The following is a 23153-nucleotide window of genomic DNA, read 5'->3' as shown; positions in this document are numbered from 1 at the left end:
CGCACGACTCCCGTTTTTGTATCTGCAACCGAGTACCCGCACCCCGCATCCACTCTCTGCACTTCCTGCCAGGCCTCCTCAGCCCGCCCGGCGCCCGAGGAGCGGGGTCCGGACGGGACCCCCTGCGAGGTTTTCCGGGCGGAGCCTCATGCGGTGGGCCGTGTGAAGTCCCGGCAGGGCCCTGTGCGGTGGGCCGGGCGGAGCCATGCGGTGGGCCGTGCGAGGTCCCGGCGGAGCCTCATGCGGCGGCCGTGCGAGGTCCCGGCAGGGCCCTGTGCGGTGGGCCGGGCCGAGCCATGCGGCGGGCCGGGCGAGGTCCCGGCGGAGCCCTGTGCGGTGGGCCGGGCGAGGTCCCGCCGGAGCCCTGTGCGGTGGGCCGGGCGAGGTCCCGCCGGAGCCCTCTGCGGTGGGCCGGGCGGAGCCTCACACAGTGGGCCGGGCCAGGGTCCCGCCGGAGCCCTGTGCGATGGGCCGGGCGGAGCCCTGTGCGATGGGCCGGGCGGAGCCCTGTGCGAGGGGCCGGGCGGAGCCCTGTGCGAGGGGTCGGAGCCCTGTGCGAGGGGCCGGGCGGAGCCCTGTGCGGTGGCCGTCAGCTCCGGCGGCGGCGGGAGAGCACGACCGCTCCGCCGCCCACGGCGAGCAACGCCACCGCGCCGACGGCCAGATACGGCGTCGTGGAGCTGCCCCCGGTCTCGGCGAGGCCCTCCTCCGCGGGAGCGCCCTGCGGTGTCGCCTCGGCCACCGGGTCCGCGGGTGCGGCCTGCTGGGCGACGGGCTCCTCCGGCGACTCGCAGGTGGCGCTCGCCAGCGTCACCGTGCCCTCCACCTCGGCCACGTTCAGCTTCAACGGGTCGATGGACACCTTGAGTTCGAGCGCGGACGCGGCGGCCGTACGGGTGGTGGTCTCCGTCTTGGAGAGGTCGAGCCGCACCTCACCGACCCCGGGGACCTTCACCTGTGTCGGGCCGCCCGTCGACAGCGTCACCTTCTTGCCGAGAACGGTGACGGATCCCAGCAGGTTGGCGGTGGCGACGGGCTTCTTCCCCGCCTCGCAGGTCGCCTTCGAGGTCACCTCCTCGACCTCGATGAGCGACAGCAGCGGCAGTCCGGGGACATGGACGGCGGCGTGCGTGAGGCGGGTGGCGCCCTCGGCCTTCCCGGCGGAGACGGCGGCCTCGGCGGTGGCGACGTCCGCGCGCAGCACGCTGAACGGACGTCCGCCGTCGACGCCGTCCAACTGGGCGGTGAGCGTGGTCTTCTCGGCGCTGTCCGGTGCCTGCACCTCGTTCAGGGAGACCGCGAGCGGGACGTTCACGGTCTTGTTGAGGAGGGACACGTCGAGTCCGGTGCGGAGCACGACGGCGCTCGCGCGACCGTGGTCGGTGGTCGCGTGGGCGGAGCCCGCTCCGGCCAGCGCGGTGGGACCCGCGGCGAGGACGGTGGCGGCCGCGGTGACGGCGAAACGGCGTGCGGGCATGCGGTGGTTGATGCTGTTCAAGGGTGGGACCCCCATAGGAGAAAGCCTGGGACCCGGAAAGAATTACGCACTGAGAGTGAACAGTCAGCCACCTGACGTGAGTTCACTCCAACGTGGATTCCTAGCGCACGCCTTCGAATCCCGGGGCACGGATGTTCCCCAACGTCACTCGCTCAACACCCTGGGGAGAACACGCTGGTTGACGCGCCGGTCGACGGCCGGCCGGCGCGCCGGAGCACACCTGGAGGTGCGCAACGAGCACGCCACCCCGTTCGTCACGCTCCGTCAACCACGCCCACGTCGGACCGGCCGCCCGTGTCAGCCGACGATCCGCCCGTTGAGGACCACCCGCCGCGGAGCGGCCAGGACCCGTACGTCCGCGCGCGGGTCCCCGTCGTAGACCACGAGGTCCGCGGGCGCTCCCTCGTCGAGGCCGGGCCGCCCGAGCCAGCGCCGTGCTCCCCAGGTGGTGGCGGAGAGCGCCTCGACGGGCGGGATACCGGCGGTGACGAGCTCGGCGACCTCGCCCGCGACGAGCCCGTGCGCGAGGGATCCGCCCGCGTCGGTGCCGACGTAGACGGGGATTCCGGCGTCGTACGCGGCGCGCACGGTGTCGTAACGACGTTCGTGGAGGCGTCGCATGTGGGCCGACCACCGGGGGAACTTCGCCTCGCCGCCGGTCGCGAGCTGCGGGAAGGTGGCGATGTTCACGAGGGTGGGGACGATGGCGACGCCGTGCTCGGCGAAGAGCGGGACGGTGTCCTCCGTGAGGCCCGTGGCGTGCTCGACGCAGTCGATGCCCGCCTCGACCAGGTCGCGGAGCGAGTCCTCGGCGAAGCAGTGCGCGGTGACCCGGGCACCGAGCCGGTGTGCCTCGGCGATCGCCGCCTCGACGGCGTCGCGGGGCCAGCAGGCGCTCAGGTCGCCGGTGCCACGGTCGATCCAGTCCCCGACGAGTTTGACCCAGCCGTCACCGCGCCGGGCCTCCTGGGCGACGTACGCGACGAGGTCCTCGGGCTCGATCTCGTGGGCGTAGTTGCGGATGTAGCGGCGGGTGCGGGCGATGTGGCGGCCCGCGCGGATGATCTTCGGGAGGTCCTCGCGGTCGTCGACCCAGCGGGTGTCGGAGGGCGACCCGGCGTCCCGGACGAGGAGGGTTCCGGCGTCGCGGTCGGTCAGCGCCTGCTTCTCGGAGACGTCCGCGGGGACCGGGCCGTGGGCGTCGAGCCCGACATGGCAGTGCGCGTCGACCAGGCCCGGCAGCGCCCAGCCCTCGACGGTGCGGACGTCACGGGCGCCGCCGGGGCGCTCGTACGAGATCCGCCCGGCGACGACCCACAGCTCGTCGCGGACGTCGTCGGGTCCGACGAGGACCCGCCCCTTCACGTGCAGTACCGGGTGATCGCTCATGGAACGCACCTTAGTGAGGCGGCTCCCCCTCCTCACCCGCCCGGTCCTACTCCCCGTCCGCCCGGTCCGGTGTCCTGTCCTCGACGTCCGCCATCGCCGGGTCGAGCAGCCTGGACAGGAAGTGCCGGGTCCGCTCGTGGCTCGGGTTGCCGATCACCTGCGCCGGGGTGCCGTCCTCGACGATCACACCGCCGTCCATGAAGACGACCCGGTCGGCGACCTCGCGGGCGAAGGTCATCTCGTGCGTGACGACGATCATCGTCATGCCCTCGTCGGCCAGCATCCGCATGACGGCGAGCACGTCGCCGACGAGTTCGGGGTCGAGCGCCGAGGTCGGCTCGTCGAAGAGCATCACCTCGGGCCCCATGGCGAGCGCGCGGGCGATCGCGACGCGCTGCTGCTGGCCGCCGGAGAGCGAGGCCGGATAGGCGTCGGCCTTCTCCGCGAGACCCACCCGGGTGAGGTTCTCGGCGGCGATCCGGGCCGCCTCCGCCTTGCCCCGGCCGAACACCCGGCGCTGCGGCAGCGTGAGGTTCTCGGTCACCGACAGATGGGGGAAGAGGTTGAACTGCTGGAAGACCATGCCGATACGGCGGCGTACGGCGTCGATGTCGACGTCGGGGTGCGTGACCTCCGTACCGCCGACGAACACCTGGCCCTTGGTCGGCTCCTCCAGGAGGTTCACGCAGCGCAGCAGGGTCGACTTGCCGGAGCCGGACGGGCCGATGACACAGACGACCTCGCCCTGCCCGATCTCCAGCTCGATGCCCCGCAGGACCTCGTTGTCGCCGAAGGACTTGTACAGGTCCTTCACCTGGATCTCCGGTGTGCTCACTTGGTGGCCTCCCCCGCCTTCGTTTCGAGACGCCGTACGACGAAGCCGAGCGGGATCGTGACGAGCAGGTAGCACAGGCCCGCGACGAGGATCGGTGTCGAGTTGGCCGTCGTGCTCGCCAGGTCGCGGCCGTACTTGGACAGTTCGCGCTCCTCCAGGGTGACGCCCAGGAACAGCACCAGCGAGGAGTCCTTGAAGAGGGTCACGAGTTCGTTGGTGAGCGGCGGGAGAATGATCCGGAACGCCTGCGGGACGATGATCGAGACCATGGCCCGCGCGTGCGAGAAGCCCAGCGAACGGGCCGCCTCCATCTGCCCCTTGGGTACGGCCTGGATGCCCGCGCGGAAGGTCTCGGCCATGTACGCGGCCCCCACCAGACCGAGCGCGATGGCGACCTTTCCGTACGTTCCGCCCGGGATCTCCGTGCCCGGGAACGCGAGCGGTACCGCGACTCCCACGAAGATGAAGATCACCAGGGCGGGCAGACCGCGGAAGACCTCGATGTAGATTCCGGCGGCCCAGCGGTAGGGGCCCACCGACGACAGGCGCATCAGGGCGACGACGATGCCCAGCACGAGACCGACACCGAAGCCGGACATCGTGTAGAGGACGGTGTTCTTCAGCGCCAGTGTGATGACGTCCGGGAACATCTGCTTGACCAGGTCCCACTGGAAGAACTGGTTCTTCAGGCGGCCCCAGTCCGCCGTGACCGCGAAGGCGATCACGACGGCGGCGGCGACGACGTACTGCGCGCCGCGCGAGAGCGCGCGCTTCTGGCGCCGGCTCAGGCCGGACCGGCGGGGCTGAAGCTGTGCGTCGGCATCACTCATGAGGCGGACGGGGAGGCGGAGGCCGCGGACGCGTCGTACGGGCCGATCCACTGCTCGTAGAGCTTCTTGTACGTGCCGTCGGCCTTCGCCTCCGCGATGGCCTTGTTGATGGCGGCGACGAGCTTGGCGTTGCCCTTCTTCACCGTGAAGCCGTACTGCTCACCGGTGTTGAGGTTGTCCACCACCTTGAAGGCGTCGGCGTTGGCCTTGTCCTTCAGCCAGCCCTGCACGACCGGGTAGTCGATGATCACGGCCTGCACCTGCCCGCTGCGCAGCCCGCTGAGGACCGCGTCGGAGGACTCGAAGGAGACCGGGTCGAAGCCCTGCTTCTTGGCGTAGTCCTCGCCTGTGGTCTGCGCCTGGGCGCCGAGCTTCTTGCCCTTCGCCTTCAGGTCGGCGAGGGAGTTGACGCCGCTCTTCTTGTCGACCAGGACGGCCTGGGTGGCGTCGAAGTACGGGTCGGAGAAGTCGACGTTCTTCCTGCGCTCCTCGGTGATCGTCATGCCGGCCGCGGCGAGGTCGCACTGCTCGGAGTTGAGGAACGCGCCTGTCTTGAAGTTCTCGAAGGGCGTGTCGACGATGGCCTGCTTCACGCCCAGGTCCTTGGCGACCAGGTCGATCAGCGACACGTCGAAGCCCTGCACCTTGCCGTCGATCTCCGACTGGAAGGGCGGATACGGCAGGTGGGTGCAGGTCGTGAGCTGGCCGCTCTTGACCAGCGGGACCCCGCCCGCGGTGGTCGTCTTGCCGCCACCGTCGTCCGAGGAGCAGCCGGCCACGAGCAGGAGCCCGGCCGTGGCGGTGGTGGCGGCCAGAATGCGTGTCCGGCGTCCGGGGACCGAGTTCACGGAGACCTCCTGTGAGGGAACTGTGGGTTCCGATTATAAGGAAAGGTTTGGGTTGCTCAAATCAATCCGATGGTTACTGGGCCGTCTGGCCTCAGAACTCGCCGGTCCGGGTGCGCCGGCGACCGACAGTTACGCTCTGATCGTCGACCCCCGTGAACGAAGAGAGCACCTCCGTGACCCACCCCTTTCTTGACCTGGCGCCGCTGAGCGCCGCGCACTTCGCGTCGATCGAGGACCGCGTCGCCCGGCTGCTCTCCACCGAACAGGACGTCGTGATCATGCAGGGCGAGGCGCTGCTGCCCCTGGAGGGGGCCATCCGCGGCACGGCCGGCCCCGGCACCACCGCCCTGAACGTCATCACCGGCCCCTACGGGCAGACCTTCGGGAACTGGCTGCGGGACTGCGGGGCGACCGTGATCGATCTCGCGGTGCCCTTCCACGCCGCGGTCACCGCCGAGCAGATCCGCGAGGCCTTCGCCGAGCACCCCTCGATCGACTTCGTGTCGCTCGTGCACGCCGAGGCCGCCACCGGGAACACCAACCCGGTCGCGGAGATCGGCGAGGTCGTACGCGAGCACGGCGCGCTCTTCTACCTGGACGCCGTCGCCTCGATCGGCGCCGAGCCGGTGCTGCCGGACGCCTGGGGCGTGGACCTGTGCGTGATCGGGGCCCAGAAAGCGATGGGCGGTCCGGCCGGCGTGTCGGCGGTGTCGGTGAGCGAGCGGGCGTGGACCCGGATGGCCTCGAACCCCGCGGCGCCGCGCCGTTCCTACCTCTCCCTGCTGGACTGGAAGGAGCGGTGGGTCGACGGTGGCCGCACGGCGTTGCTGCACGCGCCGGCACAGCTGGAGATGCTGGCGCTGGAGGCGTGTGTCGAGCGGATCGAGGGCGAGGGCCTCGACGCGGTGATGACCCGGCACGCCTCGGCCGCCGCGGCCACCCGGGCGGGGGCCGTGGCACTCGGCGGGGGGCTGAAGCCGTTCGTGCACGCCGCCTCCGACGCGGCGCCCGTCGCCACCACGCTGCAGGTGCCCGAAGAGGTGGACGCGTCCGCCGTGGTCGCCAAGGCGCTGGCCGCAGATCCCGAGCTGCCGCTCGCCGCGGGGGGCGGCGCTCTCGCGCGGTCGATGATCCGCGTGAACCACTACGGACCCGACGCCACCCGGGGTGTCGTCCACTCCAGCCTCGCGGGCCTGGGCGCGGCACTCGCCGAGTCCGGCTTCCCGGTGGACCTGGAAGGGGCGCGCCGGGCCGTGGCGCTGGCCTGGGAATGATTCCGGCGTGACCGGCGGGGGCGTCCGCGCCTCCGCCGGGCGGGGAGGCCCGAAGACGCCCGAATTGCAAATCCTCTCCACACGCTTATCCTGCCGTTAATTCGGATCCCATTTGGCCCCGCATAGCTTCCCGCATTCTTCTGCCCGCTTTCTCTGTACCTAAACGCAAAGATTTCGCGAACGCCGAGCGGCGCGATTCGGGTGGATCTCCCCCACATTTCGTCACTGTGACGCACTCCACAATGCGCCCCTTTCCTGTGGAATTTTCCGGGCAAAAGCGGTCATAAAACTGTGTACGGTGTCACCCTTTCACGGGCGCGTGATAACACACCGGTGCGCTGCGCGTAACCCCGTCCGACGATGCAATTTGAGCTTTCCGTCGGTAAATTCAATCCGCATGACCGCCGCACGCACAGACCTGTCAGCGGAATTCCTGGAAATGCCGGAGGGCCTTCGGATCGACCGTCCGGAGGTGGCCGACGGAGCCGCCCTCTGGCGTATCGCCAAAGACTCCCGAACCCTCGACCTGAACTCCTCGTACAGCTATCTGCTGTGGTGCCGTGACTTCGCCGGCACCTCGGCGGTGGCACGCGACGCCGACGGACGGCCCGTCGGTTTCGTGACCGCGTACGTGCGCCCCGAGCGTCCGCGCACCCTGCTCGTGTGGCAGGTGGCCGTCGACGCGGCGTACCGAGGCCGCGGACTGGCCGCGCGACTGCTCGACGGGCTGACGGCGCGGGTGGCGGCCGAGCGCGGACTGTCCGTCGTCGAGACCACCATCACGCCGGGCAACACCGCCTCCGAGCGCCTGTTCCTGTCGTACGCACAACGCCATGACGCGGCCGTCGAGCGCGAGGTGCTGTTCGAGACCGGGCAGTTCCCCGACGGACCGCACGACCCCGAAGTGCTGTACCGCATCGGCCCCTTCGCCCGCTGAACCTCTTCTTCCTCGCCCCCCACTTCTTCCGCCCCCCACGCTTCGAGGAGCTATTCGCCGTGACCATCACCCCGCCCGACCTGAGCGTCTTCGAGACCCTGGAGTCGGAGGTGCGCAGCTACTGCCGCAACTGGCCCACCGTCTTCGACCGCGCCCGGGGCAGCCGGATGTACGACGAGGACGGACACGAGTACCTCGACTTCTTCGCCGGTGCAGGGTCCCTGAACTACGGGCACAACAACCCCGTGCTCAAACGGGCCCTGATCGACTACCTGGAGCGCGACGGCGTCACCCACGGACTCGACATGTCGACGACCGCCAAGCGCGGCTTCCTGGAAGCCTTCCAGAACCTGGTGCTGCGGCCGCGCGACCTGCCGTACAAGGTGATGTTCCCCGGCCCGACCGGCACCAACGCCGTCGAGTCCGCGCTGAAGCTCGCGCGGAAGGTGAAGGGCCGCGAGTCGATCGTGTCGTTCACCAACGCCTTCCACGGGATGTCGCTCGGCTCGCTCGCCGTGACCGGCAACGCCTTCAAGCGGGCCGGCGCCGGTATCCCGCTGGTGCACGGAACCCCGATGCCGTTCGACAACTACTTCGACGGCCAGGTCCCGGACTTCCTGTGGTTCGAGCGGCTCCTGGAGGACCAGGGCTCGGGCCTCAACCAGCCCGCCGCGGTGATCGTCGAGACGGTGCAGGGCGAGGGCGGCATCAACGTCGCCCGGCCCGAGTGGCTGCGTGCCCTCGCCGACCTGTGCCGGCGCCGCGACATGCTGCTGATCGTCGACGACATCCAGATGGGCTGCGGGCGCACCGGCGCGTTCTTCTCCTTCGAGGAGGCGGGCGTCGTGCCCGACATCGTGACCGTCTCCAAGTCCATCAGCGGGTACGGGCTGCCGATGTCGCTGTGCCTGTTCAAGCCCGAGCTGGACATCTGGGAGCCGGGCGAGCACAACGGCACCTTCCGCGGCAACAATCCGGCGTTCGTCACGGCCGCCGCCGCCCTGGAGGCCTACTGGGCCGACGGCTCCGCCATGGAGAAGCAGACCCGCGCCCGCGGCGAACAGGTCGAGCAGGCGCTGATCTCCATCACCGAGGAGAACCTCGCCGACATCAAGGAGTACCGGGGCCGCGGGCTCGTCTGGGGCATCGAGTTCAAGGAGAAGGCGCGCGCCGGGCGGATCGCGCAGCGCGCCTTCGAGCTCGGGCTGCTCATCGAGACGTCCGGCCCCGAGAGCGAGGTCGTGAAACTGCTGCCCGCGCTCACCATCACCCCCGACGAGCTCGACGAGGGCCTGCGCACCCTCGCCCGGGCCGTCCGCGAGACCGTCTGAGAAGGCGTCCGTCCGGAGACCGTCCGGGAGGACGTCCCGGAGCCGGCCCGAGAGGCACGAGAAGCACGAGAGAGAGGCATCGCACCACTGTGATAGTCCGTTCGTTCAAGGATGTTGAAGGCACCGACCGGCATGTGAGGGCGGCGTCCGGCACCTGGGAGAGCAAGCGAATCGTCCTGGCCAAGGAGAAGGTCGGCTTCTCCCTGCACGAGACGATCCTGTACGCGGGTACGGAGACGCAGATGTGGTACGCGAACCACATCGAGGCCGTGCTCTGCGTGGAGGGCGAGGCCGAACTCACCAACGACGAGACCGGCGAGAAGCACTGGATCACCCCCGGGACGATGTACCTGCTGGACGGCCACGAGCGCCACACCATGCGTCCCCGGACCGACTTCCGGTGCGTCTGCGTGTTCAACCCGCCCGTCACCGGACGGGAGGACCACGACGAGAACGGCGTCTACGCCCTGCTCACCGAACCCGAGGAGGTGTGACACACCGATGACCACACTCACCGATCTGTACCCCAGCCGCGCCGCCACCGAAGTGGCCGCGCCCCGCCAGGACCCGGTCGTCTGGGGCGCGCCGGGCGAGCCCGGCCCGATCACGGTCCCCGAGCTCCAGACGTACGAACGCGACGGCTTCCTCTCCGTCGGGGAACTCATCACCGAGGACGAGGTCGCCGTCTACCGGCAGGAGCTGGAACGGCTCGTCGCCGACCCGGCGATCCGTGCCGACGAGCGCTCGATCGTCGAGCCGAAGACGCAGGAGATCCGCTCCGTCTTCGAGGTGCACCGGATCAGCGAGATCTTCGCCCGGCTCGTGCGCGACGAGCGCGTCGTCGGCCGGGCCCGGCAGATCCTCGGCTCGGACGTGTACGTCCACCAGTCGCGGATCAACGTCAAGCCGGGGTTCGGGGCCAGTGGCTTCTACTGGCACTCGGACTTCGAGACCTGGCACGCCGAGGACGGTCTGCCGAACATGCGGACGGTGTCCGTCTCCATCGCGCTGACCGAGAACTACGACACCAACGGCGGTCTCATGATCATGCCGGGGTCGCACAGGACGTTCCTCGGGTGCGCGGGGGCCACACCGACGGACAACTACAAGCAGTCGCTCCAGATGCAGGACGCCGGAACGCCCTCCGACGAGGCCCTCACCCGCCTCGCCGGCCGGCACGGCATCAAGCTCTTCACCGGGCGGGCCGGTTCGGCGACCTGGTTCGACTGCAACTGCATGCACGGTTCGGGCGACAACATCACCCCGTTCCCGCGCAGCAACGTCTTCATCGTCTTCAACAGCGTGGAGAACGCCGCGGTGGAGCCGTTCGCGGCACCCGTGCGCAGGCCGGAGTTCATCGGGGCACGGGACTTCACGCCGGTGCGCTGACTTCCTCCGGCGGTACGGAGACACTTCGGCCGGTACGGGGTCGCCTCGGTCCATACGGGGCCACCCGGGCCGGTTCGGGGTCGCCCCTTCGCCGGTACGCACCGGCTCGGGCCGGGTCCTCACCCTCCTTCGCGGGTGAGGACCCGGCCCTCGGTGTTCCGGCACCGCGCCCGGTGGCTACAGCCAGGCCAACGACGCGGCCCGTTCCAGTACGGCGCTGATCACGGCGGCGTCCCCCGTCGCGCCCCGGGGCACCTCGCCGGGCACGTACCGGCCGCCGACCAGCAGGCAGAAGTCGACCGGGTCCAGGACGAGTTCGGCCCGGACGGGCTCGTCCTCGGAGCCCAGCACCCACTGCGCGTCGGCTCCCCCGCCCTCCAACGCGAAGAGCACCGGAGGCGCCGTGGGGCCGAGGGCCGTTCCCAGGACCCGCACCGCGAGGCGGACGAGCTGCCGCAGATGGGGGTCCGGCGGTGGGGGCACGGCCAGTCCGAGGGCCCGCCCGATGTCGTCGGTGTGGATCCACGTCTCGAAAGCCCGCACGACGAAGTGGTCCGCGACGGGCAGCCGGGCGCCCATCAACGTGGCGGCGTGCGCGGCCCGTTCGGGATCGGTCGCCTCCGGCGCGGCCAGCAGCGCGCCGGCCTGCGCGCTCCACGCGGCGACGGTCGCCTCGGGCGGGCGCCGGTGCTCGTACGCGATGACCTCGGCGGTCCGGGCGGCCCAGGCGTCCTGCCACGGCGCCTCCTCCGCGCCGGCAGGCTCCGCGCCGGCAGTCTCCGGCGACCGTGCCACGAGGCCGAGGTGCCGCGCCAACGGCTCGTCCGCCGCGATCAGATGGGCGACGGTGGCGTGCACGTCCCAGTCGTGCACGACCGGCGTGCCCCAGGGCCCCCGGCCCTCCACCTCGCGCAGCAGCGACCGGAGTCCGGCGACCGCGGCGGCGTAGGGGGCGGCGTGCCGGGCCACTCGGGGAGCGGCCGGGCGGGAGCGCAGGGCCAGGGCCAGTACACCGTCGGCGGCTCCGTTCGCCGGGGAGAGGCGCCGCGGGCCGTCCAGCAGCCGTACCGTCTCGCGCAGCCGTTCCGCCTCGGCGGCGCAGGACGCGCACTCGGCCAGATGGAGCGGGACCGTCTTCTCGTCGGCGGGTGTCAGGGCTCCGACGGCCCAGGCCGCCAGCAGGTCCCGCATCCGTTCGTGGTGCGTGCTCATCGTCCGCCGCCCTTCCGGGCCGGGTACGGCGTGTCGGCCGTGCCTCGACCCGCTGTGCCCACCATACGCACGCGCCCTCCGGCCTGAGCCACCCGTGACGCCATCACGCGCCCCGCTCCAACGCGGGATCGGGCGGGTCGGCGAGGGTCTCGGCGAGTCTGCGCAGGGCGGCGCGCAGCCGGGTCTTCGCGGTTCCCTCCGGGATCCCCAGTTCCACGGCCGCCTGCCGGTAGGTGCGGCCCGCGAAGTAGGCGAGGTGGATCACCTCGCGCTGGGGTTGCGGGAGTTCGGCGAGCGCGGAGTGCAGCAGCAGCGAGCGTTCACGGTCGACGACCGTCTCGTCGGGGCCCGGCGCGGCGTCGGGGATGGCGTGCAGCGCCGCGTCGTCGGCCCGGGCGTCCTTGCGGTGCCGGGCCTCGCCGCGCACCCAGTCCACCGCCCGCCGGTGGGCGAGCATGGACAGCCAGGTGCGCAGCGTGCCGCGGCGGGCGTCGAAGGCGTACGGCCTGCTCCAGAGCTGTGCGAAGACTTCCTGCGCCACGTCCTCGGCGGCCGCCGGGCTGCGGGTGACCCGCACGGCGACCTGCCTGACCAGCCCGCCGTACGCGGCGTACACCTCTCCGAGCGCGGACTCGTCGCCGTACACCAGCCGCTGGTGCAACTCGGCGTCAGTGAGCGTCGGTTCCACCGGCACCACCACCTCGTGGTGCCCTTCCTAGCGCCCTGCCGCAGCCGGCGCCAGAGGGCCGGGGCGGCGCGCGGACGCTCAGCCGGGCAGCAGGTCGAGCAGCCGGTCGACGTCGTCCGGGGTGTTGTACAGATGGAACGCCGCTCTCATGTTGCCCGCGCGGTCGGAGACTTCGACTCCGGCGCGGCTCAACTCGGCCTGGAGGCGGCCGAGTCCGGGCACGGAGACGATCGAGGAGCCGGGGGCGGGCACCGGTTCGTGACCTCGTTCGAGCAGGCCGGCGCGGAAGCGGTCGGCGAGCGCGAGGTCGTGGGCCCGCACCCGCTCCACGCCCAGTTCCTCGAGGAGTTCCAATGAATGCCGGGCTCCGGCGTAGGCGAAGAGGCCCGGGCTCTCGTCGAACCGCCGTGCGGAGTGGGCGAGTTCCTCGACGGGGCCGTAGCAGCTGTCCCAGGGGGCCTCACCCGCGACCCAGCCGGCGAACACCGGGGTGAGTCCGCCGAGATCCTCCGGGACGACCAGGAAAGCCACGCCGCGCGGGCAGACGAGCCACTTGAAGGCGACGGAGGAGACGTAGTCGTAGGTGTCCGCGTTCAGGGGCAGCCATCCGGCGGCCTGGGAGGCGTCGATGTACGTGCGGGCACCGTGCTCCCGCGCGGCCTCCCGGATCGCCTCCAGCCCGGCGATCCGGCCGTCGGCGGACTGCGCGGCGCTCACGGCGACGAGCGCGGTGCCGGAGTGCACGGATTCGGCGATCCGCTCCAGCGGTACGGCGCGGACCTTGAGGTCGCCGCGGACGTGGAAGGGCGTCACGACGGAGCTGAAGTCCGCCTCCGCGGTGAGGACTTCGGCGCCCGGCGGCAGCGAGGCCGCGATCAGTCCGCTGTACACGGCGACCGAGGCCCCGGCCGCCACCCGGCGATCGGGCACCCCGACGAGACGGGCGAACGACGAGCGGGCCGCCTCGACGTCCGCGAACATGTCGGCGGGCTGCCCGGCGGCCACGGACTCGACGGCGGCCCGCATCGCGGTCACGGTGCGGGCCGGCAGCAGGCCGGTGCTCGCGGTGTTCAGATAGGTGTTCTTCGGGGCGAACTCGGCACGGACGAGGGTCTCGAAGGTCTCCATGGGACCACTGTGGGCCCAGACGATGCCCCAGTCCATTGCGCATTTTTACGCGGTTTCCCCAAGGAGCGCTTATGCATCGGCTCCGACCTGCGCTTTTCGGTGCCGGGGCGCCGACCCGCGGTGTTCAGCCCTGGGGAACGGCGCAGCCGTCCGGACCGCAGGCCTCCGCGTCGGCGGCTCCGTCCTGGATCAGCTTCAGCTGCGGCCGCTCGCCCCACGCCTGGGCCAGCGCCTGGGCGAAGACCTCGGCGGGCTGCGCGCCGGAGACGCCGTACGTGCGGTCGAGGACGAAGAAGGGGACGCCGTTCGCGCCCAGCTCGGCGGCCTCGCGCTCGTCGGCGCGGACGTCGTCGGCGTAGGCGGCCGGGTCGGCGAGCACCTCGCGGGCGGCGTCGGCGTCGAGCCCGGCGGCGACGGCCAGCTCCACGAGCCGCTCGTCGTCACCGAAGACGGTCCGCTCCTCGGCGAAGTTCGCCTTGTAGAACAGGCCGATCAGCTCGTCCTGGCGGCCCCGCTCCTTGGCGAGGTGCAGCAGACGGTGCATGTCGAAGGTGTTGCCGTGGTCGCGGTCCCGGGTGCGGTACGCCAGGCCCTCGGCGGCGGCCTGAGTACCGAGGTTCTCCTCGCCCGCGTGTGCCTGCGCCTCGCTCATGCCGTACTTCTTGGTGAGCATCGTGATCACCGGCTGGATGTCGCCCTTGGCGCGGCCCGGGTCGAGCTCGAAGGAGCGGTGCACGACCTCGACCTGGTCACGGTGCGGGAAGGCGTCCAACGCCTTCTCGAAGCGGGCTTTTCCGACATAGCACCACGGGCAGGCGATGTCGCTCCAGATCTCGACGCGCATTCTTCGGCTCTCTCCAGGTCGTACGGATACGGGACACCCTCCGGGGACGTCGGTATGTGAACGTTCAAACGGCTCGGGTCATTCCCCGGTCGCGGTCCCGGCCCCGGTCGCAGTCCCCGTCCCGGTCGCCGCCTGGGGCGCAGCCCGGGTCACCGCGTACCGCAGATACCTGTGGTGGTCGTCCTCCGCGGGCGGGTTCTCCGGATCGGGGACCCAGCCCAGGCGGGCGTAGAAGGCCTGGGCGCGCCGGTTGTCGACATGCACGTCGAGCGTCGCCGTGTGCTTCCCGTCCGCCTGCCACTCCTCCACGCAGGCCGCGTGCAGCTCGGTCCCGATGCCGGCCCGCCAGCGGTCGGGGTCGACATGGAACTGGTAGAGCTTGACGGTGTCGGCGGGCGCGCCCTCGGCCGTACGGAAGGAGGCGATGCCCGCGATCCGGCCGTCCAGCACGAAGCAGAGCACATGCCCGTCCGGGCGCTCCATGGCGCTCCGCCAGGCGACGAGCCAGTCCGTGCCGTCCTGCGGCAGTCCGTCCGGGTAGTACGTCGCCCGGGCCCGGGCGTGCAGGTCGGCGACGACGGCCGCCTCGGCGGGCAGCGCGGTCCTGATCACCCGGCGTACATGATTCACACGGTCCTCGATCACACAGCTGAGGACGTGACCGCGGACGACGCGGTTCCGCTCCGGTCGAACCGGGTGCGGCAGGCGCTCCGCACTCCGGCCCGCACCGTCCGGCCTGCCCGTCCTGCCTGCCCGGCCGACGGCGGCCGGTCCGGCGTGCGGTGTGGCCTTCTCGGGGGAGCCTGGTACTCGGTCCGGTCCGGTCCGACCAGGCCAGGACACGCCCTAGTTGCCGTCGCGCAGGTCGAGCGGCCAGGCCGGACGGAACTCGATGCGCTCGTACGTCACCACGCAGCCCTCCCCCATCGGCGACTGCGTCATGAAGCCCACCAGCGCCGCCCCGGTCTCCTTCTCGTCGGCCAGGGTGAAGAGGCGGACGAAGGTCCAGCGCTCGCCGTCGCGGGAGGCGTGGAAGGCGAAGGCGCGACCCGTGCGGCTCACCCGCAGCCAGACGGAACTGCCGTCGACGGTGAAGGAGTTGGCGTCGTCGGAATGCCCCCGGGTGACCACCGTGCAGACGGTGGGCACGGCCGGGGAGTACTCCAGACACAGCTTCGCCCAGGCCCGCTCCCCGGCGTGGACGTAGAGGACGCCCGCGTCGAAGGCCGCCCTGAAGCCGACCGTCACGCGGGCGATCAGCTGGAAGTCCCCCTCCGGCGACCCGAGCAGACGCGGCGCGTCCGAGGCCGGGTCGAGCCCTTCACCGGTGGGCGGCACGAAGCGGTCCTGCCGGGGGCCGGCCCAGCCGGTGAGTGCGCCGTCCTCGTACGACCAGTGCCCGCCGGGGCCGTAGGTGCGGAGGGGGAAGGGGAGTTCGGGGAGTTCGACGTCCATGGTCCGAGTCTCTCAGGTCCGTGGCCGCGTCCCCGGGGGACGCGGGAAACCGCGTGACCGGTCACGCGGCTCCGCGGCCCGCGAAGGACCCGCCCGGGGCTCTACCGCTCCAGACGCCCGTCGTAACGCCGGGGCAGACCCAGCGGGTTGTCGTCCCGCAGCTCGGGCGGCAACAGCGCCTCGGGCACACCCTGATAGGCCACCGGCCGCATCCACCGCTCGATGGCGCTGCCGCCGACCGACGTGGACGTCGAGGTCGTCGCGGGGTACGGCCCGCCGTGGTGCTGGGCCGGAGCGACGGCGACCCCCGTCGGCCAGCCGTTCACCAGCACGCGGCCCGCGAGGGAGGTCAGCTCGGCGAGGATCTCCGCACCGCGCCCCTCGCCCGCCGCTTCCTCGGCGGAGAGCTGCACCGTGGCCGTGAGGTTGCCCGGCAGCCGGGAGAGCACCGCGCCGGCCTCGGACTCGTCCTCGTAGCGCGCCACGACCGTGAGCGGCCCGAAGCACTCCTCGAGGAGCAGATCGTGCTCACCCTCGGCCGCGAGCTTGCGCGCGGGCACGGTCAGGAAGCCGGGGCTCACCGTGTGCTCGCCGCCCGCGCCCGGTGTCACCGGGGCCTGGACGTCCGGGAGTCCGGCGCGCTCGGCGACCCCGGCGATGAAGTTGTCGCGCATCCGGTGGTCGAGCAGGACCCCGGAGGCGGTGTCGCTCACCGCGTCGGTCAGGGACTTCAGCAGCCGGTCGCCCGCCGCGCCGGCCGGCGCGAGCACCAGGCCCGGCTTCACGCAGAACTGGCCGACGCCCAGGGTCATCGAACCGGCGAGACCCGCGCCGATCTCCTCCGCGCGCTCGGCGGCCGCGGCCTCGGTGACGACGACGGGGTTGAGGGAGCCCAGCTCGCCGTGGAACGGGATCGGCACCGGACGCGCGGAGGCCGCGTCGAACAGCGCGCGCCCGCCGCGGATCGAGCCGGTGAACCCGGCCGCCGCGATCAGCGGGTGCCGGACCAGCTCGACGCCGGCCTCGAAGCCGTGGACGAGGCGGATGACGCCCTCGGGGATGCCGTGGCGGGCGGCGGCCCGGCGCAGGACGGCCGCGACCAGCTCGGAGAGCGCCGGGTGGTCGGGATGGGCCTTGACGACGACCGGGCAGCCCGCGGCCAGCGCGCTCGCCGTGTCGCCGCCGGCGACCGAGAAGGCGAAGGGGAAGTTCGAGGCCGAGTACACGGCGACGACACCCAGTGCCACCTTGTAGCGGCGCAGGTCCGGGATCGGCGGGGTGGCCGTGCCGTCCGGGTGGTCGATGACGACGTCGAGGAAGGCGCCCTCGTCGACTATTCCGGCAAAGGCGCGCAACTGGTAGCAGGTGCGCGCGAGTTCGCCGGTGAGCCGGACCGGGCCGAGCGCCGTCTCCGCGTCGGCGGCCTCGACGAGCTGGTCCTTGGCGCCTTCGAGCAGGTCGGCGGCGGTGCGCAGGAACGCGGCGCGTACGGTGCGGTCGACGAGAGCGGGACGAGCGGCGTGCGCGGCGCGGACGGCCTCGTCCACCTCCTGGGCTGTGGCCTCCACCGCAACCTGCTCCCGCTGCTTCCCGGTACGGGGGTCGACACTCCAGACTGGTGCTGCTGCCACCGCGGGTCCCTTCAGATGTGATGCCACAGTTCTTGTGTCACTCACCAGGGGTGTTCGATATGCTGAACGCTGTCTCTGATGGTGAATATCCTGTTGGAGACTATTTCCCGTCCAACGAAGGGGTCAAGGGCGATGTCGGCAGGCGAGACAGGCGGCGGGGCGCAGGTCAAGTCCGCGGTACGGACCGTGGAATTGCTGGAGTACTTCGCCGGCCGGCCCGGAATGCACTCCCTCGCCTCGGTCCAGGAGGCCGTCGGCTATCCCAAGTCCAGCCTGTACATGCTGCTGCGGACACTCGTGGAGCTCGGCTGGGTCGAGACGGACGCGACGGGCACCCGGTACGGCATCGGCGTACGGGCCCTGCTGGTCGGCACCTCGTACATCGACGGCGACGAGGTGGTCGCCGCGGCCCGCCCCACGCTCGACCGCCTCTCCGACGACACCACGGAGACCATCCACCTCGCGCGCCTGGACGGCACGAACGTCGTCTATCTGGCCACCCGGCAGTCGCAGCACTATCTGCGCCCCTTCACCCGGGTCGGCCGCCGGCTCCCCGCGCACTCCACCTCGCTCGGCAAGGCCCTGCTGGCCACACACACCGACGAGCAGGTCCGCAAGCTGCTGCCCGAGACGCTGCCCGCGCTGACCGAGCACACGATCACGGACCGGGAGAAGCTCATCGAGGAGCTGCACCAGGTGCGGGAGCAGGGCTTCGCGGTGGACCGCGAGGAGAACACGCTGGGCCTTCGCTGCTTCGGTGTGGCGATCCCGTACCGCACACCCGCCCGCGACGCGATCAGCTGCTCGGTGCCTGTGGCGCGGCTCACTCCCGCGCACGAGCAGATGGTCAAGGACGCCCTCTTCGACGCCCGGGACCGCCTCACCCTGGCCACCCGCAGGCTCTGACCGGTCCGGGCCCCGACGGGTCCGCGCGACGTCGGTTTCACGAGGGCCGGCACGAAGCCGGCTTCATGAAGGACTCATGAGAAATCCGGGCGGATGGGAACGATTCACTCCCGTCCGCTCGTCCTTCTGTGCGGGATGAACAAGACGATCAGGCGTGCCGCCGTCTTCAGTCTGCTGCTCGTGCTCTCCCTGCTGGTCAGGGCGACGTGGGTGCAGTTCTACGACGGCCGGGCACTCGCGGACGACAAGGACAACCGACGGAACGCGATCTCGCTGTACGCGAATCCGCTCGGGAACATCATCGTGGCCGGTGACGCGATCACCGGTTCCGCGAAGACGACAGGCGGCGACCTCAAGTACAAGCGGACCTACAAGGACGGCAGCCTGTACGCGGCGGTCACCGGCTACAGCTCGCAGGTCTACGGGGCGACGCAGCTGGAGGGCATCTACCGGGACCTGCTGGACGGCACGGACATCCAGCTGAAGAACCCGCTGGACTCACTCACGAACAAGCGCGCCGACCCCGGTGACGTGGTCACGACGATCGACCCGGCCGTGCAGAAGGCCGCGTACGAAGCGCTCGGGAACAACAAGGGTGCCGCCGTCGCGATCGACCCGAAGAACGGCAAGATCCTGGCGGTCGTCTCGACACCGTCGTACGACCCGACGTCGATCAGCGCGGGCAACACCAGCGTCTGGCAGCGGCTGACCAAGGACGCCGACAAGCCGCTGGTCAACCGCGCGCTGCGGCAGCCGCTGCCGCCCGGCTCGACGTTCAAGCTGGTCGTGGCCGCCGCCGCGCTGGAGAACGGGCTGTACTCGGACGTGGACGCGAAGACGGACAGTCCGGACCCGTACACGCTGCCGAACACGACGACCGTCCTGAAGAACGAGAACACGTCCGCGCCGTGCGAGGACGCCTCGATCCGGGTCGCGCTCCAGTACTCCTGCAACAACGTCTTCGCGAAGATGGCCGTCGACCTGGGCCAGGACAAGGTCAGGTCGATGGCGGAGAAGTTCGGCTTCAACGACACGGCCCAGGACGTGCCGGTGCGGGCGTACACCAGCGTGTACCCCTCGGACATGGACAAGTCGTCCACGGCACTGACCGGTATCGGTCAGTTCGACGTCACCGCGACCCCGCTCCAGATGGCCATGGTGTCCGCCGCTATCGCCAACGACGGCAAGCTGGTCTCGCCGCACATGGTGTCGCAGACCAGCGACGCCGACGGCGATGTGCTGAAGAACTACGACGACAGCACGTCGACCGAGAAGATCGTCAGCTCGGACACGGCCCGGCAGCTCCGGTCCGCGATGCAGACGGTCGTCGAGGACGGCACGGGCACGAACGCCCTGATTCCCGGTGCGACCGTGGGCGGCAAGACCGGCACGGCCCAGCACGGCGAGAAGAACAGCAAGACGCCGTACGCCTGGTTCACGTCGTTCGCGAAGTCCGACTCCAGCGGCAAGGAGGTCGCCGTCGCGGTGATGGTCGAGCAGTCGAACGCGGCGCGCTCGGAGGTCAGCGGCAACGGACTGGCGGCACCGGTGGCCAAGGCGATGATGCGGGCGGCGCTGGAGGACTGACGTCCGGCCGGCCGCGGTCGCCCCGCGGCCGGCCGGTGTCCCGCGAGGGACCGTCACTTCACCCCGAGCAGCTGCTCCAGCGGGTCGATCGCGAAGTACACCAGGAACAGCGCGGAGGCCGCCCAGAGCAGCCAGTGGACCTCCTTGGCCTTCCCGAGCACCGTCTTGATCAGGACGTACGCCAGGAACCCCGCCCCGATGCCGTTGGTGATCGAGTAGGTGAACGGCATCACGGCGATGGTCAGGAACGCGGGGATGGCGATCTCGTACTTGTCCCAGTCGATGTGCTTGACCTGGGTCATCATCAGGAAGCCGACGGCGACGAGCGCGGGCGCGGCGGCCTGCAGCGGGACGATCGTGAGGATCGGCGTCAGGAAGAGCGCGAGGGCGAACAGCCCGCCGGTGACCAGGTTGGCGAAACCGGTACGCGCGCCTTCGCCGACGCCCGCCGCCGACTCGATGTACGACGTCGAGGAGGAGGCCGAGGCCGCGCCGCCGGCGACCGCGGCGGCGCCGTCGATCAGCAGCACCCGCCCCAGGTTGGGCACCTTGCCCTCCTCGTCCAGCAGGCCCGCCTCGGCGCTGATGCCGACGACCGTGCCCATGGTGTCGAAGAAGTCCGACAGGACGAGGGTGAAGACCAGCAGGACGACGGTGATCGCGCTGGTCTCGCCGAACGCGCCGAACAGGCTGAAGTGACCGAGCAGCCCGAAGTCCGGTGAGGCCACCACGTCGTCGGGCACCTTGGGCGTGGTCAGGCCCCAGCCCTTGATGTCGGCGACGGAGTTGATGACGATCGCCACGACCGTCATGGTGACGATGCTGATCAGGATCGCGCCCTTGACCTTGCGGGCGAGCAGACCGATGGTCAGCAGGACACCGAGACAGAAGACGAGAATCGGCCAGCCGGCGAGCGCGCCCGTGCCGCCGAGCTGCACCGGCACGGTGGTGTTCGCCGCGTCCGGGATACGGGTGGCGAAGCCGGCGTCCACGAAGCCGATGAAAGCGATGAACAGGCCGATACCGACGCTGATCGCCTGCTTCAGCGGTTGCGGGATCGCGTGCATGACGGCCTCCCGCAGACCGGTCACCACCAGCACGCAGATGAGCAGGCCCTCCAGGACGATCAGGCCCATCGCGTCGTCCCAGCTCATCAGCGGGGCGATCTGGAAGGCGACCACCGCGTTGAGGCCGAGGCCGGCGGCGAGCGCGAGCGGGAGGTTGCCGCCGACGCCCATGATGATCGTCATGACCGCGGCCACCAGGGCGGTGGCGGTGGTCAGTTGGACGGCGTCGAGGTGGTGGCCGAACTTGTCCTCGGCGCTGCCCAGGATGATCGGGTTCAGGACGAGGATGTAGGCCATCGTGAAGAACGTGGCGAATCCGCCGCGTATCTCCCGGCCGAAGGTGGAGCCCCTCGCGGATATCTTGAAGAACCCGTCGACACTGCCTGCCGCCGGGGGTGCGGCACTTGGCCGGTCGGCCACCTTCTGCGCTTCGGACATGGCGATACTCCTCGATACCTGCGTGCCTGGTGTGCGGATGCTGGCTGGATTGTTCCCCCGATCAACCGCTTTCAGGTTTTCCCCGTGTTACGGAATCGAGTTCGGCCCGCCATACGCTGTTCGAAGCTCCGTACGAGCGACTGGTACGCTCACGCAACTCGCCCCACCGGAAGCCCTTTCCCCACAGGTGAATCACAGGGGCCGTATACGCCGCACCCGCACCGGTGCCACATCCGTAGCGAGGAGAGGTACCCCGTGGGCACTGTCGTCGACGACGCCGCCTCCGTGGAGTTCCACGCCTTCTTCGAGCGGCACTACAGCGAACTGGCCCGCTTGGCACACCTGTTGACGGGCGAGCCGGACGCCGCGGACGATCTGGCCGCCGACGCGCTGCTCGCGCTCTGGCACCGCTGGGACCGGGTGCGGGCCGCCGACCATCCGGTGGCGTACGCGCGCGGTGTGGTCGCCAATCTCGCCCGCACCCGGATCCGCGCCGCGGTGCGCGAGCGCCGGCGGATCACGCTCTTCTGGTCGCAGCGCGAGGACAGGACCGAGAACCCCGACGTACCGGGCGTGGTCGATGTCCAGGAGGCGCTGCGCCGGCTGCCGTTCCGCAAGCGCGCCTGTGTCGTGCTGCGGCACGCCTTCGATCTGTCGGAGAAGGACACCGCGCTCGCCCTCGGGATCTCCGTCGGTACGGTGAAGAGCCAGACGTCGAAGGGCATGACCGAGTTGAAGCGGCTACTCGGCACCGAGGAGGCGTCGGTGCGGATGCGCGCGGGAGTGCTGCCCTTGGGCGGAGCCGGAGGACGAGACCGATGAGGGAGGCGCAGGACGTGCACGACGAGCTGCGCGCCCGGCTGCGTGAGGCGGCCGAGGCGCACGAGCCCGACCGCGCGCACATCCTGGCCCGGGTGGAGCGCGGCATGGCGGGCTCCGGCGAGGGGCGGCCCTCGCAGCGCGCGGCGCGCCCGCCCGTACTCGGCTGGGCCCGTGTCGTGGGCGCCACGGCGGCGGTCGCGGGCGTCCTCGCGGTGGGCGGCTACGCGGTCGCCTCGGCGGTGCGGGACGACGCCCCGCCGCAGCAGACCGTCGCGGTCTCGCCGACCCCGGAGCCGTCGCCGGACCCGACCGGGCGGACGCCGGTGGCCCCCGAGCCCAGCCGTCGCTCCGGTACGCCGAAGGAGACGGACGAGCCGGGTCCGTCGCCCTCGGACACCCCCACGGCGACCGCGCCCACCGCGACCCGGGTGCCCGCCGGCAAGACCGCGGACGGCCCGTTGTGGTCGGACGGCTCGGTCGACCCGCACAGCAACGAGTTCTGGGCGCAGAGCGATGTCACCCTGAAGACCGGCGAGCAACTCACCTCACTGACGGTTGAGTTGAAGGTCCGGCAGACCGGCGGGGTGAGCGACGCGGGCGCCTGGCGTTCGCCGCCCGAGAGCGACTTCACGACGACCGTCGCCGAGCGGGACGGCTTCCTCGTCTACACCTGGGTGCTCAAGGCGGGTCGCACGGTCTGGCCGGGCGAGTGGGTCTTCGCGGGCCAGTACGACCACGACCGCGGAGGCCGGGACGCGAAGGACGACGGCTACGCGGTGACGGCGACCGCGAAGGGCGGCGAACAGTCCACCGTGGCGGGGGACTTCGCGGCTCACGGCGACGACGACTCGTAGCGGACGGCCGCTTGGGCAGTTCATGCCCGCGTCCGTCATACGGCCGTACCGGGCGGACGCCCGGCGGCGGCGACCTGCGGCGGACCCCTCCGACGGCGGCCCGGGGCTGACCCCCACGAGGAAGATCCGCGGATGCGGCAACCCTTTCCCCGGCGGTGGCGACCAGGAGACGCAAGATCTCCTCACCACT

General features: G+C 71.1%; 22 protein-coding genes. 9 read left to right on the top strand and 13 right to left on the bottom strand.

Annotated features, from left to right (window positions below; translation table 11 throughout):
- Positions 1–589: 589 nt before the first annotated feature.
- From ACWD68_RS22220 to ACWD68_RS22200, 5 genes are all read right to left on the bottom strand, one after another.
- Positions 590–1477 (bottom strand): SCO1860 family LAETG-anchored protein, encoded by an 888-nt coding sequence (locus tag ACWD68_RS22220; protein WP_451808156.1) that lies wholly within the window; start codon positions 1475–1477, stop codon positions 590–592.
- A 318-nt stretch (positions 1478–1795) separates the two neighbouring features.
- Positions 1796–2887, bottom strand: coding sequence for an amidohydrolase family protein (locus tag ACWD68_RS22215; RefSeq protein WP_451808155.1), 1092 nt, complete (start codon positions 2885–2887; stop codon positions 1796–1798).
- 46 nt (positions 2888–2933) lie between these two features.
- Entirely contained in the window at positions 2934–3722 is a 789-nt protein-coding gene (locus tag ACWD68_RS22210) for an amino acid ABC transporter ATP-binding protein (RefSeq protein ID WP_451808154.1), read from the bottom strand.
- Positions 3719–4552 carry an amino acid ABC transporter permease gene (locus ACWD68_RS22205; protein WP_451808153.1) on the bottom strand — a complete coding sequence of 278 codons (834 nt, stop codon included), beginning with the start codon at positions 4550–4552 and terminating at the stop codon, positions 3719–3721. Before ACWD68_RS22205 ends, ACWD68_RS22210 begins: the two co-directional genes overlap by 4 nt.
- Positions 4549–5400, bottom strand: coding sequence for a transporter substrate-binding domain-containing protein (locus ACWD68_RS22200; protein ID WP_451808152.1), 852 nt, complete (start codon positions 5398–5400; stop codon positions 4549–4551). Before ACWD68_RS22200 ends, ACWD68_RS22205 begins: the two co-directional genes overlap by 4 nt.
- A 173-nt stretch (positions 5401–5573) precedes the next feature.
- On the opposite strand from ACWD68_RS22200, the gene ACWD68_RS22195 reads away from it, so the two are divergent.
- From ACWD68_RS22195 to thpD, 5 genes are all read left to right on the top strand, one after another.
- Positions 5574–6674, top strand: a complete 1101-nt coding sequence (locus tag ACWD68_RS22195; RefSeq protein WP_451808164.1) for a pyridoxal-phosphate-dependent aminotransferase family protein — start codon at positions 5574–5576, stop codon at positions 6672–6674.
- 397 nt (positions 6675–7071) lie between these two features.
- Complete coding sequence (ectA, locus tag ACWD68_RS22190; protein ID WP_451808151.1) at positions 7072–7611, top strand: diaminobutyrate acetyltransferase; 540 nt, start codon at positions 7072–7074, stop codon at positions 7609–7611.
- 59 nt (positions 7612–7670) lie between these two features.
- Positions 7671–8942: a diaminobutyrate--2-oxoglutarate transaminase gene (gene ectB, locus ACWD68_RS22185; RefSeq protein WP_451808150.1), complete on the top strand. Its 1272-nt coding sequence runs from the start codon at positions 7671–7673 to the stop codon at positions 8940–8942.
- Between the two features lie 89 nt (positions 8943–9031).
- Entirely contained in the window at positions 9032–9436 is a 405-nt protein-coding gene (locus ACWD68_RS22180; protein ID WP_451808149.1) for an ectoine synthase, read from the top strand.
- A gap of 7 nt (positions 9437–9443) precedes the next feature.
- Entirely contained in the window at positions 9444–10331 is an 888-nt protein-coding gene (gene thpD, locus ACWD68_RS22175) for an ectoine hydroxylase (RefSeq protein WP_451808148.1), read from the top strand.
- Positions 10332–10508: 177 nt separating this feature from the next.
- Here the strand turns inward: thpD and ACWD68_RS22170 are convergent, their stop codons facing one another.
- The 7 genes from ACWD68_RS22170 to ACWD68_RS22140 all read right to left on the bottom strand — a co-directional run bounded on the left by ACWD68_RS22170 (position 10509) and on the right by ACWD68_RS22140 (position 17289).
- On the bottom strand, positions 10509–11543 hold the full coding sequence (locus tag ACWD68_RS22170; RefSeq protein WP_451808147.1) for a maleylpyruvate isomerase family mycothiol-dependent enzyme: 1035 nt from the start codon (positions 11541–11543) through the stop codon (positions 10509–10511).
- Positions 11544–11646: 103 nt separating this feature from the next.
- Positions 11647–12243: an RNA polymerase sigma factor gene (locus ACWD68_RS22165; protein ID WP_451808146.1), complete on the bottom strand. Its 597-nt coding sequence runs from the start codon at positions 12241–12243 to the stop codon at positions 11647–11649.
- Positions 12244–12309: 66 nt separating this feature from the next.
- Positions 12310–13395: an aminotransferase class V-fold PLP-dependent enzyme gene (locus ACWD68_RS22160; protein ID WP_451808145.1), complete on the bottom strand. Its 1086-nt coding sequence runs from the start codon at positions 13393–13395 to the stop codon at positions 12310–12312.
- Positions 13396–13483: 88 nt separating this feature from the next.
- On the bottom strand, positions 13484–14203 hold the full coding sequence (locus tag ACWD68_RS22155) for a DsbA family oxidoreductase (RefSeq protein WP_451808144.1): 720 nt from the start codon (positions 14201–14203) through the stop codon (positions 13484–13486).
- 78 nt (positions 14204–14281) lie between these two features.
- Positions 14282–14848 (bottom strand): N-acetyltransferase family protein, encoded by a 567-nt coding sequence (locus ACWD68_RS22150; protein ID WP_451808143.1) that lies wholly within the window; start codon positions 14846–14848, stop codon positions 14282–14284.
- A 201-nt stretch (positions 14849–15049) separates the two neighbouring features.
- A complete protein-coding gene (locus tag ACWD68_RS22145; RefSeq protein ID WP_451808142.1) occupies positions 15050–15658 on the bottom strand; it encodes a DUF1349 domain-containing protein in 609 nt (202 codons plus the stop codon).
- A 101-nt stretch (positions 15659–15759) separates the two neighbouring features.
- Positions 15760–17289: an aldehyde dehydrogenase (NADP(+)) gene (locus ACWD68_RS22140; protein WP_451808141.1), complete on the bottom strand. Its 1530-nt coding sequence runs from the start codon at positions 17287–17289 to the stop codon at positions 15760–15762.
- Positions 17290–17421: 132 nt separating this feature from the next.
- On the opposite strand from ACWD68_RS22140, the gene ACWD68_RS22135 reads away from it, so the two are divergent.
- Positions 17422–18195 carry an IclR family transcriptional regulator gene (locus ACWD68_RS22135; protein ID WP_451808140.1) on the top strand — a complete coding sequence of 258 codons (774 nt, stop codon included), beginning with the start codon at positions 17422–17424 and terminating at the stop codon, positions 18193–18195.
- A gap of 135 nt (positions 18196–18330) precedes the next feature.
- Complete coding sequence (locus ACWD68_RS22130) at positions 18331–19782, top strand: peptidoglycan D,D-transpeptidase FtsI family protein (RefSeq protein WP_451808163.1); 1452 nt, start codon at positions 18331–18333, stop codon at positions 19780–19782.
- Between the two features lie 53 nt (positions 19783–19835).
- Here ACWD68_RS22130 and ACWD68_RS22125 read toward each other — a convergent pair whose 3' ends face one another.
- Positions 19836–21287: an NCS2 family permease gene (locus tag ACWD68_RS22125; RefSeq protein ID WP_451808139.1), complete on the bottom strand. Its 1452-nt coding sequence runs from the start codon at positions 21285–21287 to the stop codon at positions 19836–19838.
- Positions 21288–21542: 255 nt separating this feature from the next.
- On the opposite strand from ACWD68_RS22125, the gene ACWD68_RS22120 reads away from it, so the two are divergent.
- Together ACWD68_RS22120 and ACWD68_RS22115 are read left to right on the top strand one after the other, a co-directional pair.
- Positions 21543–22109, top strand: coding sequence for a SigE family RNA polymerase sigma factor (locus ACWD68_RS22120; protein ID WP_451808138.1), 567 nt, complete (start codon positions 21543–21545; stop codon positions 22107–22109).
- On the top strand, positions 22106–22963 hold the full coding sequence (locus ACWD68_RS22115; RefSeq protein WP_451808137.1) for a hypothetical protein: 858 nt from the start codon (positions 22106–22108) through the stop codon (positions 22961–22963). Before ACWD68_RS22120 ends, ACWD68_RS22115 begins: the two co-directional genes overlap by 4 nt.
- Positions 22964–23153: the final 190 nt, after the last annotated feature.

The organism is Streptomyces sp. NPDC005141 (assembly GCF_053599975.1).
The sequence above is the reverse complement of the archived record's forward strand: the minus strand, read 5'-3'. Positions and strand labels throughout refer to the sequence as shown.

Excerpts from the sequence above, each read along its gene's own strand:
- ACWD68_RS22220 (WP_451808156.1), bottom strand. The coding sequence starts at position 1,477 with ATGCCCGCACGCCGTTTCGCCGTCACCGCGGCCGCCACCGTCCTCGCC.
- ACWD68_RS22215 (WP_451808155.1), bottom strand. The coding sequence starts at position 2,887 with ATGAGCGATCACCCGGTACTGCACGTGAAGGGGCGGGTCCTCGTCGGA.
- ACWD68_RS22205 (WP_451808153.1), bottom strand. The coding sequence starts at position 4,552 with ATGAGTGATGCCGACGCACAGCTTCAGCCCCGCCGGTCCGGCCTGAGC.
- ectA (WP_451808151.1), top strand. The coding sequence starts at position 7,072 with ATGACCGCCGCACGCACAGACCTGTCAGCGGAATTCCTGGAAATGCCG.
- thpD (WP_451808148.1), top strand. The coding sequence starts at position 9,444 with ATGACCACACTCACCGATCTGTACCCCAGCCGCGCCGCCACCGAAGTG.
- ACWD68_RS22170 (WP_451808147.1), bottom strand. The coding sequence starts at position 11,543 with ATGAGCACGCACCACGAACGGATGCGGGACCTGCTGGCGGCCTGGGCC.
- ACWD68_RS22160 (WP_451808145.1), bottom strand. The coding sequence starts at position 13,395 with ATGGACTGGGGCATCGTCTGGGCCCACAGTGGTCCCATGGAGACCTTC.
- ACWD68_RS22155 (WP_451808144.1), bottom strand. The coding sequence starts at position 14,203 with ATGCGCGTCGAGATCTGGAGCGACATCGCCTGCCCGTGGTGCTATGTC.
- ACWD68_RS22145 (WP_451808142.1), bottom strand. The coding sequence starts at position 15,658 with ATGGACGTCGAACTCCCCGAACTCCCCTTCCCCCTCCGCACCTACGGC.
- ACWD68_RS22135 (WP_451808140.1), top strand. The coding sequence starts at position 17,422 with ATGTCGGCAGGCGAGACAGGCGGCGGGGCGCAGGTCAAGTCCGCGGTA.
- ACWD68_RS22130 (WP_451808163.1), top strand. The coding sequence starts at position 18,331 with ATGAACAAGACGATCAGGCGTGCCGCCGTCTTCAGTCTGCTGCTCGTG.
- ACWD68_RS22125 (WP_451808139.1), bottom strand. The coding sequence starts at position 21,287 with ATGTCCGAAGCGCAGAAGGTGGCCGACCGGCCAAGTGCCGCACCCCCG.
- ACWD68_RS22115 (WP_451808137.1), top strand. The coding sequence starts at position 22,106 with ATGAGGGAGGCGCAGGACGTGCACGACGAGCTGCGCGCCCGGCTGCGT.